Origin of the sequence: Nevskia sp., assembly GCF_023266035.1 — a bacterium.
Taxonomy (GTDB): Bacteria; Pseudomonadota; Gammaproteobacteria; order Nevskiales; family Nevskiaceae; genus Nevskia.
On record NZ_JAHFRY010000047.1, the window covers coordinates 9291 to 30602 of the forward strand.

At 64.0% G+C, this 21312-nt stretch carries 16 protein-coding genes, 1 tRNA gene and 1 pseudogene; 7 read left to right on the forward strand and 11 right to left on the reverse strand.

Annotation, left to right across the window (positions count from 1 at the left end; all coding sequences use genetic code 11):
- The 4 genes and pseudogenes from Q0D45_RS09150 to Q0D45_RS09165 form a co-directional block, all read left to right on the forward strand.
- A pseudogene (locus Q0D45_RS09150) lies at nucleotides 1–698 on the forward strand (type I polyketide synthase); the annotation flags it as partial.
- 65 nt (nucleotides 699–763) lie between these two features.
- On the forward strand, nucleotides 764–2362 hold the full coding sequence (locus tag Q0D45_RS09155; protein WP_293391610.1) for an alkaline phosphatase family protein: 1599 nt from the start codon (nucleotides 764–766) through the stop codon (nucleotides 2360–2362).
- 38 nt (nucleotides 2363–2400) lie between these two features.
- The gene (locus tag Q0D45_RS09160; RefSeq protein WP_293391613.1) at nucleotides 2401–3180 is read left to right on the forward strand and encodes a CatB-related O-acetyltransferase; all 780 of its coding nucleotides are present in this window, start codon (nucleotides 2401–2403) and stop codon (nucleotides 3178–3180) included.
- A gap of 16 nt (nucleotides 3181–3196) precedes the next feature.
- Nucleotides 3197–3478: a phosphopantetheine-binding protein gene (locus tag Q0D45_RS09165; RefSeq protein WP_293391616.1), complete on the forward strand. Its 282-nt coding sequence runs from the start codon at nucleotides 3197–3199 to the stop codon at nucleotides 3476–3478.
- A 131-nt stretch (nucleotides 3479–3609) separates the two neighbouring features.
- Here the strand turns inward: Q0D45_RS09165 and Q0D45_RS09170 are convergent, their stop codons facing one another.
- Together Q0D45_RS09170 and Q0D45_RS09175 are read right to left on the reverse strand one after the other, a co-directional pair.
- On the reverse strand, nucleotides 3610–5211 hold the full coding sequence (locus tag Q0D45_RS09170) for a PA domain-containing protein (protein ID WP_293391619.1): 1602 nt from the start codon (nucleotides 5209–5211) through the stop codon (nucleotides 3610–3612).
- 5 nt (nucleotides 5212–5216) lie between these two features.
- A complete protein-coding gene (locus tag Q0D45_RS09175; protein WP_293391622.1) occupies nucleotides 5217–5474 on the reverse strand; it encodes a hypothetical protein in 258 nt (85 codons plus the stop codon).
- Between the two features lie 455 nt (nucleotides 5475–5929).
- Between Q0D45_RS09175 and Q0D45_RS09180 the strand changes: the two genes are divergently transcribed.
- Together Q0D45_RS09180 and Q0D45_RS09185 are read left to right on the forward strand one after the other, a co-directional pair.
- Entirely contained in the window at nucleotides 5930–6805 is an 876-nt protein-coding gene (locus Q0D45_RS09180) for an alpha/beta hydrolase (protein WP_293391625.1), read from the forward strand.
- A gap of 138 nt (nucleotides 6806–6943) precedes the next feature.
- Nucleotides 6944–7282, forward strand: coding sequence for a high-potential iron-sulfur protein (locus Q0D45_RS09185; protein ID WP_293391628.1), 339 nt, complete (start codon nucleotides 6944–6946; stop codon nucleotides 7280–7282).
- Nucleotides 7283–7340: 58 nt separating this feature from the next.
- Here the strand turns inward: Q0D45_RS09185 and Q0D45_RS09190 are convergent, their stop codons facing one another.
- From Q0D45_RS09190 to Q0D45_RS09225, 8 genes are all read right to left on the reverse strand, one after another.
- Nucleotides 7341–8243 (reverse strand): sulfotransferase, encoded by a 903-nt coding sequence (locus Q0D45_RS09190; protein WP_293391631.1) that lies wholly within the window; start codon nucleotides 8241–8243, stop codon nucleotides 7341–7343.
- 1 nt (nucleotide 8244) lies between these two features.
- Nucleotides 8245–9759, reverse strand: coding sequence for a hypothetical protein (locus Q0D45_RS09195; RefSeq protein ID WP_293391634.1), 1515 nt, complete (start codon nucleotides 9757–9759; stop codon nucleotides 8245–8247).
- Nucleotides 9760–9791: 32 nt separating this feature from the next.
- Nucleotides 9792–12143, reverse strand: a complete 2352-nt coding sequence (locus Q0D45_RS09200) for an HlyD family efflux transporter periplasmic adaptor subunit (RefSeq protein ID WP_293391637.1) — start codon at nucleotides 12141–12143, stop codon at nucleotides 9792–9794.
- A gap of 48 nt (nucleotides 12144–12191) precedes the next feature.
- Nucleotides 12192–13511 carry a TolC family protein gene (locus Q0D45_RS09205; protein ID WP_293391640.1) on the reverse strand — a complete coding sequence of 440 codons (1320 nt, stop codon included), beginning with the start codon at nucleotides 13509–13511 and terminating at the stop codon, nucleotides 12192–12194.
- A 250-nt stretch (nucleotides 13512–13761) separates the two neighbouring features.
- Complete coding sequence (locus Q0D45_RS09210) at nucleotides 13762–14568, reverse strand: hypothetical protein (RefSeq protein ID WP_293391643.1); 807 nt, start codon at nucleotides 14566–14568, stop codon at nucleotides 13762–13764.
- Between the two features lie 271 nt (nucleotides 14569–14839).
- Nucleotides 14840–15433, reverse strand: a complete 594-nt coding sequence (locus Q0D45_RS09215) for an RNA polymerase sigma factor (RefSeq protein WP_366946397.1) — start codon at nucleotides 15431–15433, stop codon at nucleotides 14840–14842.
- The gene (locus tag Q0D45_RS09220; protein WP_293391646.1) at nucleotides 15430–17205 is read right to left on the reverse strand and encodes a VWA domain-containing protein; all 1776 of its coding nucleotides are present in this window, start codon (nucleotides 17203–17205) and stop codon (nucleotides 15430–15432) included. The genes Q0D45_RS09215 and Q0D45_RS09220 overlap by 4 nt, the downstream gene beginning before the upstream one ends.
- Nucleotides 17206–17353: 148 nt before the next feature.
- Nucleotides 17354–19591, reverse strand: a complete 2238-nt coding sequence (locus Q0D45_RS09225) for an NADP-dependent isocitrate dehydrogenase (RefSeq protein WP_293391649.1) — start codon at nucleotides 19589–19591, stop codon at nucleotides 17354–17356.
- Between the two features lie 389 nt (nucleotides 19592–19980).
- Here Q0D45_RS09225 and Q0D45_RS09230 point away from each other — a divergent pair.
- Nucleotides 19981–20056 (forward strand) — tRNA-Asn (locus tag Q0D45_RS09230).
- A 119-nt stretch (nucleotides 20057–20175) separates the two neighbouring features.
- Here Q0D45_RS09230 and Q0D45_RS09235 read toward each other — a convergent pair.
- Nucleotides 20176–21312: pyridoxal phosphate-dependent aminotransferase (locus Q0D45_RS09235; RefSeq protein ID WP_293391652.1), on the reverse strand; the 1137-nt coding region annotated here is incomplete at its 5' end.

The window sequence follows — 21312 nt, forward strand, 5'->3', positions numbered from 1 at the left end:
GCTTCAGCATCTGGAAGCGGGTGCTCGCGAATCTGGTGCTGAACGACGACGAGCGCCGCGACTGGTATGCGCTGCCAGTCACCGGCCCACAGCGCGAGGCTTGGCTGCTCGGCCGCGTCGCCGCCAAGGATGCGGTGCGGATCTGGCTGCAGCAGAGCCACAACGTCACCGTCGCGCCCTCGGATATCGCCATCGCCAGCACTGCTGACGGCAACCTGCGACTGCTGCGCATCGACGGTGTCGCGCTGGCCGCGCTGCCATCGATCTCGATCAGCGAGCACGGTGGTCATGCGCTCGCGGCTTGCGCCGCGCCCGGGCTGGGCATCGGCATCGATTACCAGCGGCTCGATCGTCCGACCGCCGATGGCGCCCAGATCTATGCCGTCGGCGATGCCGAGCGGCAGCGCTTTCTCGCCGGGCTGGTTGATGCCGAACAGGATCGCGCCATTGCCGCGCTGACCAGTGCCAAGCGAGCTGCAGCACGCGCTGCCGGGCTCGCAGACCACTCGGCAAGCGCAGCAGACTGGCAAGTCGTCGATGGCGCCGTGCCGCGCGCGGCGGCGCCGGTCGGCGCGGTGCTGGTTCGCCATGCCGGCGCCGATCACGCCGTTGCATTGCATCTCGGGCCGAACGAAGTGTTCGCGCTATCACTGCTTTCGCTGTCAGCCAGCAGCGGCCCTCGCGCCGCTGTGGCCTAGATTCTGCTGCGCACTACTCCAACACCCCTGCTGTCAACCACATACGGATTCAAGGCGGACCTCCAATGACCACCAAGACCCTCTTCATCGGCATGGACGGCTGCACGTTCACCGTGCTGAACGAAATGACCCGCGACCTTCCTGGCGAAGGCATCACCATGCCGTTCCTGTCCGGCCTGATGGCCAAGGGCTCGCGCGCCAATCTGCGTTCCACGCCGAACCCGCTGACGCCGCCGGCCTGGACCTCGATCATGACCGGCCGCGGCCCCGGCCAGCACGGCGTGTTCGATTTCATCCGCGCCGAGGACAAGGGCGGCGAGGTCTACTGGACCTTGTACGACTCCCGCGATGTCGATTCGGAAATGATCTGGTCGATCGCCAGCCGTCAGGGCAAGTCGATCGCCGCGCTGAATTTCCCGCTGACCGCACCGCCGCCGAAGCACGTCAATGGCTCGATCGTGCCGGGTTTCATTCCGGCCAAGCATCTGCGCCGCAATTCGACGCCGGGCCTGTTCGAGCGCCTGAAGGACGCGATTCCGGGCTTCGATGCCAAGGAACTGGCCTGGGACTTCGACAACGAGAAGCAGGCGCTCGAAGTGCTTAACGACAACGACATGGAACAGTGGGTGCGCTACCACCTGCCGCGTGAAGAGCAGTGGTTCAACATCGCCGAATACATCCTGCAGAACGATGCACCGGATCTGATGGCGGTGATGTTCGACGGCACCGACAAGATCCAGCATCAGGCCTGGCAGTTCGTCGATCCGGCGCTGGTGCCGGCCGAGCGCACCGAGTTCTACAACCGCATGCGCGCCGTCTGCCGCGAGTACTTCGCCAACGTCGATCGCTACATCGAGAAGCTGGTGACCATGGCCGGCCCGGAATGCCAGGTGTTCTTCGCCTCCGATCACGGCTTTACCGCCACCGTCGAGACGCTGCGCATCAATGCTTTCCTCGAAGATCTGGGTTATCTGAAGTGGGCGGTGAATGACGGTAGTGAGCAGGCGATCCGTCGCGAAGCCAGCGACTTCGCCAATCTCGACTGGGCCAACACCACGGCCTATTGCCGCACGCCATCGTCGAACGGCATCCACATCCGCGTCTCGACCAAGCCGGGCGAGCCGGGTATCCAGCAGGCGGACTACATCCCGTTCCGCGACAAGCTGATCGAGGATCTCAAGACCCTGCGCAACGACGACGGCGAGCCGGTGATCGTCGACGTGCTGAAGCGCGAGGAATGGTTCCCGGGCCAGCACATGGAGCGCGCCTGCGATCTCACCCTGGTGCTGCGCGACAACGGCTTCGTGTCGATCCGCAATCTGAAGCCGGTAGTGGTCAAGCGTCCGAGCCCGGCCGGCACCCATCACCCGGATGGCATCTTCATGGCCTACGGCAAGGGCATTGCCGCCAATGGCCAGGTCGACCGCCTCGACATCCGCGACGTCTGCCCGACCCTGCTCTACAGCCTGGGCCTGCCGGTGCCGAGCGACTTCGAGGGCAAGGCCGCCGAGCCGTTCTTCACCGCCAACTGGCTGGCCGAGCACCCGGTCAAGATCGGCAAGCCGACCATCGGCGCTGGCGAAAAGGCCAAGGCCGAAGACATGGACGAAGAAGAAAAGCGCCAGATCATCGAGCAGCTGCAGATGCTCGGTTACATGGAATAACCGGGCAGAAATTTTCCGTGACGCTCGCTGAGAGAATGATGACCAAGCAAGAGGGCCTGTCGGCCTCGGAGCTGCTCGATTTTGGTGTCTGCATCGACGACGGCAACAACAAGGTGTTCGAGTTCCGCTTCGAGCGGCCGGCGATGATCCACGGCCATCGGCTGAAGGCTTGCTCGATGGGAGCCTTCGGCTTCTATAACGCGGCCGGGCTGGCAAGCGCCTACCGAACCCAGTTCGGCCGCTATTCGCAGGTCGGCGAGTCGACGATCGTCGGCCCGCCAGAACATCCGATGGATATGTTCAGTACCCATCCGTTCGCGTTCTCGCGGCCGTCGCACATGCCGAAGATGTATCAGATGAAAGACTTCGCCCGACTGTCGCCGGACGAAAGCGCCGGGCCATCGTGGGCCGATCACGGAATGCCTGCGGAAACGGTGATTGGCCATGAGGCTTACATCGGCGCCGGCAGTTTCGTGAGGCGCGGCGTGACCGTCGGCATTGGTGCCGTGGTCGGTGCGCGCAGTGTCGTCACCCGCGACGTGCCGCCGTATGCAATCGTCGCCGGCTCACCGGCCAAGGTCCTGCGCTATCGCTTTCCGGATGCCACCATCGAGCGCTTTCTGAAGCTCAAATGGTGGAATTACGATCTCGCGCCGATCAAGCGCGAAATCAATTTCGCAGATGTCGAGCGCTCGCTCGATCTGCTCGAGAACAAGGTTGCCGACGGCGCCTTGGCCAAGCTGGTCCCTGATACCTTCGTGGTCAGCAGTGTCGGCAACCGCTACACGCTCGAGAAACTGGCTTCACCGCTCTACTAGAAATCAAACCTGAAAAATGTCCGATACCCACGACAACTACGTCAAGCAGCTCATCGTTCTCCTCGAGGATTTCACCCAGGACTGGGATCACGAGTTCGAGGGCCGCATGGATGCCAATACCCGGCTGCTCGGCGATCTTGGTTTCGAGTCGATCGACATCATCCAGCTGGTGGTCGCGATCGAGGAAGACATCTCGAAGAAGAAGGTGCCGTTCGAGAAGCTGCTGATGAAGGACGGCCGCTATGTCGACGATCTGAGCATTGGCCAAATCGCCGATTTCCTGGTCGGTTTCGTCTGAGTCAGACGCTGGCCGAAGCCCGTCACTTCGGCCAGCGTTCGACGCACAAAAAGAAGCCCGGACACTTGCGTGTCCGGGCTTCTTCCGTTTGACGCCTGAGCGTCAAGCGATGCCGGCCCTAATGCTTACACTTACTTCGCCCGGCTGGTAGCGTCCGCGACGCCGCAAGCGGTGAGCGACACGCGCTGCTGGCGGTCGATCAGGCCTGCCGCTTCGTAGTCACGTGCCAGTTTGGCCACGCACAAGCCGTAGCTGCGCGGATTGCTGATCGCCTGACAGCTCTCGACCTCCGGCAGCACCAAGGCGCCATTGGCCAGCGCACCCGGCACAGTCGACGTGCACAGGCCCAGCGCCACCGGTTCGGCCTTCCAGCCGATGTCGAACATCAGCGCTGGCGTCAGGTCGAGGTTGCGGCTGGCGCGCAAGGTCGGCGTGATCGCAGGTTCCATCAGCAGGTTCGGCGTTGCCGCCGTATCGAAGTGCGAGATCGACGAACCCGGCTGCACCACACCCGGCGCAAACAGACGGACAAAGCCTTCTGCTGCACCCGCGCGGCGCGTAGCGTCCGAGAAGTACTGCGCGCTGACACCCGGCAGAGCAGCCCGGATATCGGCACCATCCTCGAACGAGATGCCCAGCACCGGGATGATGATCGTCGGATCAGCACCGCCCGGTGCAATGGCGCCAGCGCCTGGCGCGTTGTTGGCAATCAGCAGCGCCACCGCTCCAGCCGCCTGCACATTCGCCGCTTTCACTGCGAAGGGGCAGGTACCACGGTCGACCAGCACCACCTTGCCGCGAACATTGTTGATCAGCGGTCCGCAAGCATCGCTGGGGTTCGGCGTGCCGTCATTGTCGATGGCGGCGACGATCGAACCCACTTTCATGCTCGGCGACGGTGGCGCACCAAACGACGCCGTGCCGAAGTCCACTTCGCGCGACAGCTTGCCGCTGACCCGCAGACCCTCATACGGTCCGAGGATGCCCAGCGATCCCGCCGTCACTTTCGGGCCATCCCAGACCACGCGGCCGGTGTTGACGCCAGAGAACAGCAGCTCGTCCGTGTTCATCAAGTCCCACTTCTTGCCGAGGTCGAGATCCAGCGTGTTGGCCGTGTAGACGTCCGGCACGTCGGCCAGGAAGGTACCGTCCAGTTCGCTGACGAAGTTCTGGAAACCGAGACCATGCGCAACTTCGTGCATGAAGGTATTCAGGAAGTCGATCGCGCCCTGCGGCGGCGCATTGTCCAGACCGTAGTAGAAGCCTGGCCCGGGAATGCAGTCCGCCTGGCCGACGGCACCGTTGAAGTTGGCGACGATGTCGGCGTAGCCTGGATCGAGATCCTCACCGGCAAGGGCATCGGCAATCGCACCGCCGTACCAGTGACCGGCCAGGGGCGCATTCGGGAAGTCCGAGAACACCGACGTGGCACCGGCCTGGGCAAGAACACCACCGGCGGCAGTACAGGTCAGACGGGCAAACGAACCCTGGACGACGATCGGAACATTGCTCTTCAGCACGCTGCCCCACAAGGTCAGCGCCCGGTCATAAGCGATCAGGCGCTGCTCGCCGAGCGTGGTGCCGGCATTGCCGCCGACCGGCGTCGCCGGCGTCGGATCGTTGAAGCCTACACCCGGGTCGTCGACATTGAACAGCACCAGTTGAGCAGCGCTGACCGGCAGCGCGAACAGTGCAGTACCCACGGATACCGCAAGAATCAGTTTCTTGATCACGTGGCTTACTCCGTCGGCAGCGCGGCGCTGGCGCCGTGCTCCATGTCGTGCTTCTGGTGGTGGCTGGTGATGTTGCCATTGGCATCGCGAGTGGCCTCGATGCTGATCAGGTACTCGGCCGGAAGACGAACCGACTTCATGCCATTGGGAGCCACCTGAACCTGCACTGGCTTCGGTGCCCCCTTCTGCACCGAGCTGGCTTCCATCGCCTTGACCTCGGCTGGCGTCGGCAACCGCAGTGCGCCGGTTTCAGCGTCACGCATCACCCGCAGCGACTCGGTCGCGCCCCCCACATTCGTTTGCTGGATTGCTGTCTCGCCAGCCATTGCGGCTGGCGCTGCCGCCAGACCGCAGACCCACGCCATCGTTACCAGAGACGTTTTCATCGAACTCCCTCCGATCGAATTGATATCCACTAGATTTGATATTGGTTCAGGTGCTTCGCTCGCGATTGCCGACGAGCGTCGCTGCCTTGTTGTATTGCGATCCTTTCAGTTGGCCTTCGCACCGCATGATCCAAGCCATAAACGAGGAATCCGGTACGAAAAACGCGCAAAACTGCTACCTCCCAGTAATACACTGCGCAGGCTGATGGCAACAAGAGCGCACGAAGCCCTAATGCGGGTTTTCGAATCGATCAACAGCGCTTGCCAGCCGCCCATTCCATTCACCGCCGTCGCGAGCCAGCCCAGGTCGCGGTGTCCAGATTCCGATCGACATGCCTGACGCAAAACTGAACGACGTGACCATCGCCTACCAGCAGATGGGCGAAGGTCCTGATCTGGTGTTCGTGCACGGGCTCGCCGCCAGCCGCGCGTTCTGGTTCCTGCAGTACGCATTGCCGTTGTCCAAGCACTTCCGGATCACGCTGTTCGATCTCAGGGGCCACGGCTACAGCAGCATGCCGGCCAGCGGCTACGAAGCGGTTCTGGTCGCCGAAGACCTGGCCGGCCTGCTCGATCATCTCGGCATCGCAGCCTGCACCTTGATCGGTCACAGCTACGGCGGCGGTGTGGCGCTGGAATTCGCCGGCCTTTATCCGCAACGGGTCGCTCAGCTGGTGGTGCTCGATACCAAGATCAATGCGCTGCAGCCGGCGCAGCGGCTCAGCGATTCGCCGCATCTGTCACCGTTTGAGATCGAGGTGTCGCGCACCTCCGGCCATGACTGGGAGCAGGAGCCGCAGGTCGGCCTGCTGTTCCTCGAAGTGCTGGCGCGCTGGAAGACCAGCGGCGGCGGCTCGGAAGCCAAGGACGTGTTCACGCCGTTCGGCGAAGGCCGCGGCGCGCAACGCACCGCCAAGCAATTCGTCGAACTGCTCGACAACACCACGGCGATGCAGGAAGTGGTGCTGCCCGGCATCGATGGTCCGGCGATTGCCGCCCTGCCGATGCGCTGTCTGTGGGTCTACGGCGACTGGTCGCGCAGCATGCCGAGTTGCCGCGCATTGCAGGCGCTGCGCCCGGAAGGCGAGTTCCGCATCGTTCCCGAAGGCGGCCACTTCTTCCCGATCAGCAACGCTGCGCGGGTCATGGACTGGCTGCGGCCTTTTCTCGAGATCGAGGCTGCAAGCCCGCCCGGCACCAACGGCTGATCACGGCAGAAAACATGGAATCGGGTCGATTTTTTGCTGATACACCGCTCAAATGAGCGAATAATCACAATCAAACTCATTTCGTCATCGAAATTTTTAGAGGAATAATCTCCTGCTTCCCTTGTCAGGAGGCATTCCATGTTCGATACGAAGCCGGTGTCCCGTCGTCGTTTCCTGTCGCTTGCTGTTGCCGCTGCTGCTGCACCGGCTGGGCTACTGATCAGCCAGCAGTCTTTCGCGGCTGATTTGCCGGCGCTGTCGCCGGATGATCCAACGGCCAAGTCACTCGGCTATGTCGCCGACTCGTCCAAGCTGGATGCAAAAACCCAACCGGCGTTCAAGCCCGGCAGTGTCTGCGCGAAATGTGCGCTGTTCAGTGGCGCAGCGGGCGCGGCCAGCGGACCTTGCGGCATTTTCGCCGGCAAGGCCGTCTCGGCCAAGGGTTGGTGCCAGGCCTTTGCGGCCAAGCCAGCCTGAACGACGAATCCCGGGCCGTGCAATGCGGCCGGGGATTTCGCAGGGATTGCCAGCCAGTTCAACGGTAGTGGTAACGCTCCGCGAGACTCAGTACTTCCGGCGCAAAACCCGCGACCTCGGGTCGCCATTCCAACGCTCCCTGCAGGCTGTCCGTTGATCGCAACCGGCGCACGAAGCCGGGATCGGCAAGAAAGCTTTCGTCAGCGCCATACAAGGCGCTACTCGGCCCGAGGCCGGCAAAGGCGCTGAACTCCGGCCGCTGCATGGCGTTGATTTCGCTTTCCGCAGCAGACCAACCCAGCCATTGGCAAAGCTCGGTCAGCGTCGCGTCCGGGCGAGCCAGCAGCGCTTCCACATTCAGCAGGCGGTACTGAGTATCCGGCAGCCACTGGCCGGCGTCAGCGATGTTGCTGTGTACACGCAGCCAGGCCAGCTGCGGGTCGACTGCGGGCGGCGCAACCGCGTAATCCTTGTAGTCCGGGGCCACGAACAAGCGGCCCTCGAGCGCCGTCGCCGTCTCTCGACACCAGCGCCGGGGATGCTCGATCAGGTGCAGCAGGCGTACATCCGGCAGCTCGTCGAGCAGGCGATCGAGAAAATCCGGACGCCAGCCGAGCGCGGTATCGGCGCTGACCAAGGTCTTCGGCGCCAGACGCTGCACGAACTCGCTGAGCACCATCGAGCCCTGCCAGTCGCTGCGTCGGGCCAGCCAGCGTTCGGCATCGGCGATCGCCGCGTCCTGCTGCGAACCGAAGTGGACGGCGGCGATCGCCCGTCGTAATCCATGGGTGGTCACGCCGTCGGACAGCGCGCTGATCTCGCCGAGTCCGCCAACCGTCTTGGCCATGAACAAGCTCAGTTCCGGCAGATCCTGGGCGTGGCTGTGCTGGCCCAGCATTGCCGCCAGCCGCGAGGCATGAGCGCCGGGCGGCGCAACGATCAACAGCGGACTTTCGATCATTTCAGCGAGCCGGCGTTTCTGTTGTCGGCTTCACCGCCGGCACGCCGAGAAACACTTCGCAGCCGCCGCGATTGTTGTCGATGTACTTCCACTCGCCGCCTTCCTGCACCGCCACTCGCGGCCCGAACGGATTGGCAGTGCCGACGAACAAGCCGTGCTCGGTCGACGCAAAGTTGCGCACGCCCCAGTTGAACTTGTTGCCGAAGCCGCTGCGGGTCACGCATTCCCAGCGCACGCCGTCGTGGGTGCGCCACAGGCCGAAGCCGCCGTAGTTGCGGGTCAGATGTTCGATGCCCCAGGTGTTCATCATCTTGACGACGTCGACCGGCCATTTCTGCGACGGCATGAACGGCAGCGAGTTCGCCCACGAGAAAGTGCCGGCGTACAGGTATTCGCCGTGCGTGCACATGCGCCAGATGTAGCCGTTGAACAGATTGTCGAAGCCGGCCGTGTAGCCGGACAGCGACACCTTGGCGCCGTCCGGCGTCACCCGCGACTGACCGACCAGGATCTCCCAGCTGTCATCCGGCCAGACCCGGAGGATTTCCGCGGCACCGGGGCCGATCTTGAACGCCCGGTGATAGCCACCGTTGACGATGCCGGTGCCGACGATCAGCGCGCCCTTGAACTCGCACAGGCTGACCACGAGCTCGTTGTACGGCCCGCGCCAGGCACCGTGCTGCAGCACCTTCGTCCACTTGTACGGAGGGCCGCCGTCGCCGTTGGTCTTCCACAGCTCGAAGCCGGTGTAAGGATTGACGGTGCCGGCGTACAGATGGCCGTTGAACACGCCCATCTCGAACACCGTGAGGTTCTGCGGGTTGCCGAAGCTTTCGGGATTCGAGGCCTTCCAGATGCCGGTCGGCAGATCGTCGCTGCAGTAGATGATCGCCTCGGAACCGACGCATTCCTGCGCCTTGCCGCCGACATTGGAACCGGTCGGCGTGGTGTGCACGCGGCCCTTGAACACCTGCAAGGTGCGGAACGAGCGCACCGAAGTATCCCAGGGCGGGCGCTTGACGATGGTGAAGTTGACGCCGTCCTCGCTGCGCAGGATGTCTGGCGGCTCGGCCTGCACCGGCGCCCAGGTCGACACGTACAGACAGGGCTTGGCATCGCTCGGCCCCTGGAACACGGTCATGCCGCGCATGCCGACATAGCGCGGCACCAGACGCTTGATGGTGCGGCCGGGCACTTCCGGCGCGCGGAACATCATTTCCCAGTGATCGATCTCCGGCGTGTAGCGCCAGATCTGCACGCGCCGGTCGATGTCGTAGACGTTGTCTGGCGATTCCACCGGCCAGGGGCTGATGTCGGGTGGCGGATGCAGCAGCTTCATGCCCGGCATCGTCGCCCGGGTGGTGCCGACATACAGGCGGCCTTCGAACCAGGCCATGCTGTGGGCGTAGGAATTCCAGCCATCGCCGAAGCCGCTTTCGCAGGTCAGGCGAAAGTCGGCTTCATCGAGCCGGCCGTACTCCGGCGCCGTTGGGCGGCGTCGGGCGGCGGGGTTCACACCCCCGATAACGTCATTGGCCGGCAGGTTCATTACGGCAGCCAGGACCAGAATTCGACCAGGAAGAAGCGCAGCACGGGCCGCGTGAAGGCGACGATCAGCGGCACCCGCTCGGTCTGAACCTTGGCGTAGCCGGTCATCTCCGGCAGCAGCTTGCCGTCCGGATGATCGATGGCCATGACCACGCGCACCACCTTGCCGTAATCGTTCTTCTCGGCACTCGGAGCGATCTCGCGGATCACGCCGGGATAGCCATTGTCCGGAAACGCCCAGGCCTTGGCCCAGGCCTTGGCGCCGATATTGATGGTGCCCACTTCGGTTTCCGGCAGACGAATCTCGACCAGCAGCTGGGAGGTGTCCTCGACCGTCGCCAGCAGTTCGCCGCGCTCCAGGAAATCACCGACCGCGAAACGCAATTGGTGGGACACCACACGGCCGGCGATCGGCGCCTTGATCTGCGCGTTCTCGACCGCCTTCTGATGCAGTTCGAGCAGAGCCTGCTCGCGAGCGATCTCGGCATCGATCGCCTGCGACTGCTCGGGGCGGGTCGGGGCCGAAACCACCGCCAGATGCTTGCGGGCTTCGAGCAGGCGCTGCTTGTCGAGCTCGGAGATCGAGCGTGCGCGCTGGTAGTCCTGATCGGAAACCGCACGCTTGGCAAAGGCTTTCTTCAGTCGCTCGCTTTCGGCACCGCTGAACTCGATGCGCTTCTCGGCGGTCACCACTTCCTGGCGCGCCTGATCCACTTCTTCGGTCTTCGCGCCCTTCTTGGCGATCGACAGATTGGCGCGCAGGCGGGCCAGCGACGCTTCGCTGGACGCGACCGCGGTACGTTCTTCGTCATCGGTGATCCGGGCGATGACCTGGCCGGCCTTGACCTTGTCACCTTCCTTGACGAATACCTCGCGGATGTCGCCGGCGGTCAGCGCGCGAATGTCGGCACGGGCGCTGGGCAGCACGGTGAACTGGCCACTCGGCTCGTAGGTGTACGGAAACAGGGCGAACACCACGAGGGCGGCGATGATCACCAGATCCAGCTTCTTCGGCGCGGCCAGATTCAGCTTGCCGGCGCCGATCGAGCCGCGGGTGGTCTTGGTCCGGCGCGCACTGGTGAACACCGACCAGGCCATCAGCAGCACGACGATGACGACGCCGACGCTGCCGAATGCGCCGGACAGCCAGCGGCCCGGAAACAGCACCACCCAGACCAGCATCCAGAACGTGAATGCCGTACAGGCAAAGTAGTACCAGCGCATCACCGACGGCGACAGCCGCTTGGCCTCGTTCCACGGCCGCTCGTAGTTCATCACCGCGTACATCGCCTGCTCGCGCAGATCCGAGGCCTGGAACCACTGCACCAGCCAGTTGTAACCGTCGCGCTTGACCAGCGGATTGAGCTGCAGCAGGAAGAAGGCGCTGGTCAGCAGTGACATCGCGACCAGCAGCGACGGCAGGATCGAATGGTTGTGATGGAACACCAGCCACAGGCCGACGAACAGCACGAACAACATCAGCTGTGCGACCAGCGGACTGCCGACGATGCGCAGGCGCTGCTCGCGCGGCGCGCTTTCCGCCGCGCCGCTGGTATCGGTATGGAAGCGCGGGATCAGCGCGGTGCCGAGCACGATGCCGAACGCCGGCGTCGAACGGGTCTGATTGTGGATCGCCGCCGCGCGGGCGATTTCCGACAGCAGGTTCAACAGCAACACACCGCCGACGATGGTCAGCAGCAGCGGCCAGGGTTCGATCAGGCGAGCGAGATCGACACTCATCTCGAAGCGCTTGTTCCACATCACCGCGATGGCGCCAGCGACCAGCGCGAGCAGCGCCAGCAAGCCGACGATGCCGGCGAGCATCGGCAGATTCAGCAGGCCCCCAACGGGCAGCAGCGGACCCGCTGGCAGACGGATGCGCGGTGGTGCGACGACGCCGCGGAATGCGCCCCAGAGGCCGGTCAGCGAGCCCGGCAGGCCGGGGCCGGTCAAGGAGCCGGGCACTGTCGACGGCGCTGGCGTTTCCGAGCCCACACCGGTCGGCTTCGGCCCGCTCGACCAGCCGGCGATCACTGCTTCGCCATCGGTCAGCGCCGGCACCGGCAGCGGTTCGTGGCTACCGGCGGCGAGCAGATCGCCGATCGCCAGTTCGTTGCAGAAGCGTTCCAGCTCGTCAGCGCTGAGCTCGACGCCCAGCGTGTCCGCCGCTGCCTTGCGCACCGTGGCGGCATCGCGCGCGCCATCCATCAGGCGCGCCAGTTCGAACTCCGCCGGCTCGAGCCGGATCGGCCGGCCGTGACGGGCGCCGGTCAGCGCGTAGTAAAGGCCATCGGCGGACTTGGCAGCCGAGCCGAAGATGAATTTGCGAAACGGATGACGAGGGCTTTCCATCAGGAACTCTGAGCAAGCGAAACGGAATACGGATGGACCAAAACGGCGTTATTGCAGCGTGCTGTTGACGGCCAGCAGATCGGCATGACTCAAGCTGCCGGCTGCCGCGCGCAGGCGCAGCGTGTTGGTGATGGCGTCATAGCGCGCGGCGGCGAAATCACGCTCGGCCTTGTAGCGGCTGCGCAGCGCCAGCAGCAGTTCGCCATTGGTCTTGGTGCCGACTTCATAACCGACCCGCGTCGCTTCTTCCGACGCTCGGGTCGATTCGATGGCCCGCTTCAGCGCCTGCACGCGTGCGATGCCGGCACTGCAGTTCAGGAACGCGATCTGCACTTTCCGTGAAGCATCGTTGCGCTTGGCGGCTTCATCGGCCTGGGCGCGAGTCAGCCCCGCCTGCGCAGCACGAATCCCGGAGTTGACCGCGCCGCCGGTGTAGATCGGCACCCGCAACTGGATGCCGACGCGCTCGTCGGTCGCCCGGTTGCCTTCAGCACCGATGCCGTTGGAGATGCCGCCCTGCGCGTAATCGTAGGTGTAGGCCGCCAGCGCATTGAGCTTCGGCCAGCGCAGACCGTAGGCCTTGTCGACGTTCTTTTTGGCCAGTTCGACGGCCAGCTGGCTAGCCTTGACCTGCAGGTTCTGGGTGGTGGCACGCTCGATCCAGACACCGATCTGGTTCGGTTCCGGCGGGCCCGGCACGTAGGTCTCCGCCAGGATCTTGAGCACGCCGACGTCGCCGCCGGTCAGCAGCGACAACTGGGCACGCGACACCGACACGGCGTTGCGTGCCGCGATCAGCCCAGCGTCGGCCAGATCGAGCTGCGCCTGCGCCGTCTTCAGTTCGGCATCGGCCACCAGGCCGATGGCAGCCTTGTCGCGGGTCTGCGCCAGCACTGCTTCGATCGCTGATTTCTCCGAAGTGGCGAAGCGCAGTTCGTCATCGGCGGCAAGTGCGGCGAAATAGGCATCGACGACGCCGATGCGGAGCTGATCCTGGGCGTCGTAGGTGAGGATGCCGGCGCGGCTCACTTCGAGCGCGGCGGTATCCAGCGACAGGTACAGACCACGGTCGAACAACACCTGCGTCAGGCCGACCTGATAGCCAACGCTGTTGAACGAGTCTTCGCGATTGACGTCGGTACCGTTCGGAAGCTGCGGGCTTGCCCCGACGAAGAAACGGCCGCTGAGCGATTGGTTCACCACCGAGGCATCGCCGTTGACGCCGATCTGCGGCAGCAGCTTGGCCAGAGCCTGCGGCTTCGCTTCCAGCGCCTGCTGATAACCGGCGACCACCGACTGGTATTCAGGATTGCCGTCGAGCGCCTTGGTGTAGACCAGCATCAAGTCATCAGCTTGCGCTGAGGCCATTGCCGCGCACAGCCAAACCGATCCGCTCAACAGCGGACGCCACAGATTCTTCATGAGCTCCCAGTCCTCGACCCCGTTGAACAGGGCTTCATTAATCTTTGGATTATCACCCACGGATGCTGCCCCATGCGTGGTGAAGCTGCGATGTTTTTCAAACAATTCCATCCAAAGCTGAGGCCTGTAAGCAGGAATCGCGCCGGATGGCGGCAAAATTCAAAAATCGACCAGAGGACTGTGCAATTTTCCCGACTCAACAGACCAGCTTGGGCCGCATCGCCAGATAGCGAATTTCGGTCACCCGACCGTCCCCGTCCAGCCTCAGCTCGATGCCGCGCTCCGGGTAGACAAGCGACGCCACCCTGCCCTGATCCGGCCCCGGCGCACGCGCCTCGCGGCAGGCGGTCCGATCAGACAGAAGAGCGGATTCACTTTCCCTTCGCGCGGTTCCGGACAAGGCTTCTGCCTGCTCGACAACCTGCAGCGTTAACGCCGGCGTCAGTTCAAGAATCACCTGGCCGACCCGTTGCCGCTGCGGATCCAGCTCGGCCCGCAAGCGACCTCTTGGATCAATGCCTGGACCGTATTCGAGCTGCGGCTCCTCCTCAGGCTTGGCGCCGGTCATCACATCGACTGCCAGTCTGGCATCGCCCGATGGAGCGGACGTGACAGCCGGATGGCCGATCCGGCGCTGCCATTCCGCCACCGTCACCGAGCCAAGCTGCAGACCGTGATAGCGGGCGGGCTGCCAGGCGTCATCGTCGGCCTTCATCTCCGACTCAGCCATCAGCGGAGCCGCCGCCTTCGCAGCGCTGCGTGCGTGGAGAGCTGGCTCGTAGGCTTCGAGCTTTGGGACTTCGGCTGACGGCGGCGATCCGGCAACAGCGGCATCGGGCATCGTGCGGGAAGGCGTCGACAACGGCAGGGATTTCTTCCTGGCTTCAGCCTGCTCAGGCAATGGCGCAGCTGCTGCGCGCGGAGGCGCCATCATCGCCGCCTCAGCAACCGGCGGCGACGGCGCTTCCACCGCCACAGTCATCGCCTCGCTGGCCACTGGCAAGGCTGGCTCTCGCGGTACTTCGCGAAGCACCGCGATGCCAATCACCATCGACGCCGCGAGGCTCAGCGGCAGACGCCAGCGACGCAGTCGAGCCGGTTTCGCTTTCGCAGCTGGCGTCGACGATTGCGCAGCTCTCAGCACCGCCGCATCGAGCGCTTCTGGCGCCTTGATCTCGGCTGCCTCCTGGCGATAAAGCCGCGACAGCTCGCTGCGCCCGGCCAGGAAATCATCCAGTTCGCGGTCATCGTCCGGCATGGCTGGTGGCTTCGGTTCAGACATCGGCGAGCGCCTCCCGCAGTTTGGCCAGCGCGTAGCGCAGCCGGCTCTTGATCGTTTCGCGGCCGACGCCGCTGGCTTCGGCGATCTCATCCAGGCTCATGCCGCTTTCCTCGTGCAGCAGGAAGGCATCGCGCTGTTCCCGCGGCAGTGCGGCCAGCGCCTTGCGCAGACGCGCACCGCGCTCGCCGGCCAGTTGCTGTTCGTCGGGCCGCTCCTGCGCTGGCGCCCACAGCGCTGGCGGAATGCTGGTGCCGCCGTCTTCATCACTCTCATCAGGCAATGGCTCATGGCCCTGCGGTGTGCTGCGCCAGGTGTCGATCAGGCGGTTATGGGCGATGCGGTACAGCCAGGTCGCGAAGCGGGCGCGCGGCTGCCAATCCGCCCGCGTTCGCACCACGCCGATCCACACCTCCTGAAACAGCTCGCCGGCCAGTTCGGGCCGCGAACAGCCGCGCAGCAGATAGCGGTAGACAGCATCGCGATGACGCCGATACAGCGGCTCGAAGGCGCTGGCATCGCCGTCGCGGTAGCGCTGCATCAGCTGTTCATCGCTCGGCGCGGCGGCCAGCGGCTCGCGGACATTCAGTCAGTCATCTCCCCGTTCGGGCGATTGGCGGCAGTGGTCGATTTCAGGCTGGCAGCCAGCTTCACCAGTTCGACGAATTCTGCGCTGCGGCCGCTGGCCTGATCGGCCTGCCCCGTCATCGCCGATCTTGCCAGCGCCGCGGCATCACGCAACTCGTAGCGATCGACATACTCGCCGCCGCGCAGGATCTGCCCGTAGGCGGCGACGGCTGCCGCGAGCTTGAACGACGCCGAGGTCTTCAGCGCTGTCACCGCGTCGTCCGGGCGAATCACCCGCTCGATCAGCCGGCTGCTGGCATTGATGCCGTCATCCGGCTGCTTGTAGCGCAGGCGCAGGAAGGCCAGTTCGCCAGTCTTGCCGGTCACCGGCTTGCGCTGCTCGGCGCCATAGCGAAGACCATCGATCTTCTCGCCGCCGCTGCCGACGCGGGCAATCTCGTACAGCGCCGTCACCCGATGACCAGCGCCGATGTCGCCGGCATCGATCGCATCATTGTTGAAATCCTCACGCTTGAGCAGGCGGTTCTCGTAGCCGATCAGCCGGTACTCGGCGACCAGCGCCGGGTTGAACTCGATCTGGATCTTGACGTCGCGGGCAATCGTTTCCAGTGCCGACGCGCGTTCGTCGACGAATACCCGGCGCGCTTCGGTCAGGCTGTCGATGTACTGGTAGTGGCCGTTGCCGACGTCGGCGATCTGCTCCATCAACTGGTCGTTGTAATTGCCGGTGCCGAAGCCCAGCGTCGACAGCGCGACACCTGATTTCCGCTGCTCCTCGACCATCTGCTTCAGCTGCCGGACATCGCTGATACCGACATTGAAATCGCCATCGGTGGCCAGCAGCACCCGGTTGTTGCCGTCCGGCATGTAGGCCTGCTTGGCCATCTGGTAGGCGAGCTGGATGCCGCTGGCGCCATTGGTCGAACCACCGGCTTCGAGACGATCGAGCGCAGCGATGATCTTCGCGGTCTGGTTGCCCGGCGTCGGTTCCAGCACCACTTCGGTACGGCCGGCGTAGACGACCAGGCTGATGCGATCGCGCGCTGTCAACTCGTTGGCCAGCAGCTTCAGGCTGGACTTGACCAGCGGCAGCTTGTCCTTGTCGTGCATCGAGCCGGACACGTCGACCAGGAACACCAGGTTCGACGGCCGCGTCTCGCTGGCCTGCGGCTTCCAGCCCTGGATACCGATTGCCAGCAGTTCGGTGTTCGAATTCCAGGGCGTGGGCCCCAGTTCGGTGTGCAGCGCGAACGGCGTCGAACGATCCTTCGGACCGGCGTAGGCGTAGTCGAAATAATTGATCAACTCCTCGACCCGCACCGCATCGGCCGGCGGCAGGCGGCCTTCATTGAGCAGGCGGCGTACGTTCGAGTACGAGCCGGTATCGACATCGACGCTGAACGTCGACACCGGCGTTTCGCCCGCGCGGAACACCGGGTTGGCGGTCAGCGCGGCGTACTGCTCGCGATCGTCGGCCGGCTGTGGCTGGTACAGCGGCGCGCCAGGTGCGACCAGCGTCTGCATCGGCACGGGCATCGACTTGCTCAGTCGATATTTCTCGGCCCTCGTCGCTCCGGCTGCCTCAGCTTCGTTCGCCGACTTGGCGCGGACCACAGCCTGATCAGCAGCAGCCTGGGTCGACGGCTGCGGCGCTGCGGCAGGCAAAGCTTCCTGGTGTCCCGATTCAGCAGGCTGAGTCGTGGAGCAGGCGGACAGCGCGATCGCGGCACCGAACAGGCTGGCCGCGACAAAGATGGGCAAATGACGACGCATGGCGAGAACCTCCGTGGGGACTTGATGACTCAAACGGAGTCGCTGGCCCAACGGGGTTAAAGCTACGAAAAAATTCTGCCGCATTGGTCGAGCGGCAAAAAGAAAGGGAGCCAGCATTCGAACTGGCTCCCTCCTTCAGCCGCGCCGATCAGCCGTGTGCGGCTGCCAGGGTCGCGTTGAGCGTCTTGCTGGGCCGCATGACGGCTTCCATCTTGGCCACATCGGGCTTGTAGTAGCCGCCGATATCGGTCGGCTTGCCTTGCACGGATGCGAGTTCCTCGATGATGGCCTGCTCGTTGGCAGCCAGTGTCTCGGCGAGCGCCGCGAAGTGCTTCTGCAGCGCCGCATCTTCGGACTGCTTAGCGAGTTCCTGCGCCCAGTACAGCGCCAGGTAGAACTGGCTGCCGCGGTTGTCCAGCTGGCCGGTTTTCGGCGACGGGTTTTTATTGTTATCGAGGAGCTTGCCGGTGGCGGCATCGAGCGTCTTGGCGAGAATCTTCGCCTGCGGGTTGCCGGTCTTGAGACCGAGATCCTCGAGGCTCACGGCCAGCGCCAGGAATTCGCCGAGCGAATCCCAGCGCAGGTGGTTTTCCTCGACCAGCTGCTGCACGTGCTTGGGCGCGGAGCCGCCGGCACCGGTTTCGTACATGCCGCCGCCGGCCATCAACGGCACGATCGACAGCATCTTGGCGCTGGTGCCCAGCTCCATGATCGGGAACAGATCGGTCAGGTAGTCACGCAGGATGTTGCCGGTAACCGAGATCGTGTCCTGGCCACGGATCACTCTTTCCAGCGTGTACCGCATGGCACGCACCTGGGACATGATCTCCAGCTTCAGTCCCTTGATGTCGTACTCCTGCACGTACTTCACCACCTTCTGAATCAGCTCGTGCTCGTGCGGGCGATAGGGGTCGAGCCAGAAGACCGCCGGTGTGCCGGAATTGCGCGCACGCGTGACGGCCAGCTTGACCCAATCGCGGATCGCGGCGTCCTTGACCTGGCACATGCGCCAGATGTCACCGGTCTCCACGTTCTGCGATAGCAGCACTTCGCCCGTCTCGAGGTCGGTGATGTTGGCGACACCGTCTTCCGGAATCTCGAAGGTCTTGTCGTGCGAGCCGTATTCCTCGGCCTGCTGCGCCATCAGGCCGACGTTCGGCACGGTGCCCATGGTCTTGGGATCGAAAGCGCCGTGCGTTTTGCAGAAATTGATCATCTCTTGGTAGATGCGCGCGAAGGTCGATTCCGGCATCACGGCCTTGACGTCCTTGAGGCGTCCGTCGGCACCGTACATTTTGCCGCCGTTGCGGATCATCGCCGGCATCGACGCGTCGACGATGATGTCGTTCGGCGAGTGGAAGTTGGTGATGCCCTTGGCCGAATCGACCATCGCCAGTTCCGGGCGGTACTCGTGGCAGGCATGCAGGTCGCGCTTGATCTCGTCCTGATCGGTTTGAGGCAGCGTCTTGATCTTGTCGTACAGGTTGGCCATGCCGTTGTTGACGTTGACGCCCAGTTCGTCGAACAACTTGCCGTGCTTCTCGAAGGCAGCCTTGTAGAAGATCTTCACGCAGTGGCCGAAGACGATCGGGTGCGAGACCTTCATCATCGTCGCCTTGACGTGCAGCGAGAACATCACGCCGGCCTTGTGCGCGTCTTCGATCTCGTTCTCGTAGAACTCGCACAGCGCCTTCTTGCTCATGAACATGCTGTCGATCACTTCGCCAGCCTGCAGCGCGACCTTGGGCTTGAGCACCACCGCCTTGCCCGAGGCGGTGATCAATTCCATCTTCACGTCGCGCGCCTTGTCCAGGGTCATCGACTTCTCGCCATGGTAGAAGTCACCGCTGTGCATGTGCGAAACATGGCTGCGCGAGGCCTGGCTCCAGGGCGCCATGCTGTGCGGATGCTTGCGGGCGTAATCCTTGACCGCCTTCGGCGCGCGGCGGTCGGAGTTGCCTTCACGCAGCACCGGATTGACGGCGCTGCCCAGGCATTTGTTGTAGCGGAGGCGAATCGCCTTCTCCTCGTCGCTCTGCGGCTTCTCGGGAAACTCAGGCAGCGCATAGCCCTTGCCCTGCAGCTCCCGGATCGCGGCCACCAGCTGGTTCTGCGAGGCGCTGATATTGGGCAACTTGATGATGTTGGCGTCCGGCTCCAACGTCTTCTTGCCGAGTTCGGCCAGGGTGTTGGGGACCTTCTGCTCGTCGGTCAGGAAATCCGGAAACTCGCCGAGGATGCGCGCCGCGACCGAGATATCGGTCGTGTCTACCTGGATGCCTGCTGCCTCGGTGAAGGTACGAATGATCGGCAGGAAGGCGCAGGTGGCGAGCAGGGGAGCTTCATCGGTCAGGGTGTAGATGATCGTCGGCTGCGGAGTGCTCATGGTCTGATCGTTTTGATTGCGGTGGCCCCAGCTGGCGAAGTGAACATCAGGCTCCGCCGGATCTGGCCAGCGAAGCGCGTGCACTGCTGCTGGAGTCTTATGGGTGTCTTCGCAAGACTCTCGCGGACTTTCGATGGCGGCGGTCGGCGCTATCGACGACACGGCGCGATGGTGAAGGTCCTTCGGTATGGTACCCGGCCTCGGGATCGAATCAATGCCGAGGGCGCTCACCCTCGCCGATGGGCAGCGGGATCAGGCCAGGAAGGCAGCAGCATCTGCACCCGGCGATGGAAAATCGTGACGAAGCCGGCAAAGCATCGAAGCGACGAAATCGATGCAGATGATGTTGCTTTGCCGGCAACTTCCGTTAGAATGCGCGCCTGCCGAATTCCCTGATAGCTCAGTCGGTAGAGCAAGTGACTGTTAATCACTGGGTCGTAGGTTCGAGTCCTACTCAGGGAGCCACGCAGAAAACCAGCCCGCCTCGTGCGGGCTTTTTTGTGGCCCATGACCTGCCCTTTCGGCACCGGAAAGCCCCAAAAAAAGGCCCGCATGTGCGGGCCTTCGGTCACCACGGCAGTGCGTCAGCTGCGCGCGTATTCGTCGATGCGCTTCAGGCTTTCGACCAGTACCTTGTCGCTGGTCGCGAACGACAGGCGCATGTGGCCCGGCGTGCCGAATGCCGAGCCCGGCACCAGCGCCACCAGCTTTTCCTTCAACAGCGCGTCGGACAGCTGCAGATCGTCTTCGAAGCCCTTGGCCTTCATCAGGCCCGAGACGTCCGGGAACGCGTAGAAGGTGCCGTCGCCCGGCAGACAGGTGATGCCCGGAATCTTGTTCAGGCCATCGACCAGCAGGTCGTGTCGGCGCTTGAAGGCGACGGTCATCTCGGCCACGCAGGCCTGATCGCCGTTGAGCGCGGTTTCGGCGGCGACCTGGGCGATCGAGGTCGGGTTCGAGGTGCTCTGGCTCTGAATGTCGGCCATCGCCGTGATCAGCCACTTCGGCCCGCAGGACCAGCCCAGACGCCAGCCGGTCATCGCGTAGGTCTTCGACACCGCGTGGATCAGGATGGTGCGCTCGTACAGCTCCGGGCAGGCGTTGACGATGTTCGCGAACGGCTCCGGCGCCCAGAGGATCTTTTCGTACATGTCATCGCTGGCGATGATGATCCGCGGATACTTGAGCAGCACCTCGCCGAGCGCCGCCAGTTCGGCCTTGGTGTAGGCCATGCCCGAGGGATTCGACGGCGAGTTCAGGAAGATCAGCCGCGTCTTCGCGGTGATCGCCGCCGCCAACTGCGGGGCGGTGATCTTGTAGCGCGTCGAGGCATCGGTCGGCAGGATCACCGGCTTGCCGTCGGCGAGCAGGACCATGTCCGGATAGCTGACCCAGAACGGCGCTGGGATGATCACCTCGTCGCCCTCGTTGAGCAGCGCCTGGCAGAGGTTGTAGCAAGCCTGCTTGCCGCCGACCGACGCCAGCACCTGATTCGGCGCGTATTCCAAACCGTTATCGCGCTGATGCTTGGCGATGATCGCCCGCTTCAGGCTCGGCGTGCCGCCGACCGGCGTGTACTTGGTGAAGCCGTCGGCAATCGCCTTGACGGCGGCAGCCTTGACGTGTGCCGGCGTGTCGAAATCCGGTTCACCGGCGCCGAGGCTCAGCACATCGAGACCCTGCGCCTTCAGTTCACCGGCCTTGGCGGTGACGGCGAGAGT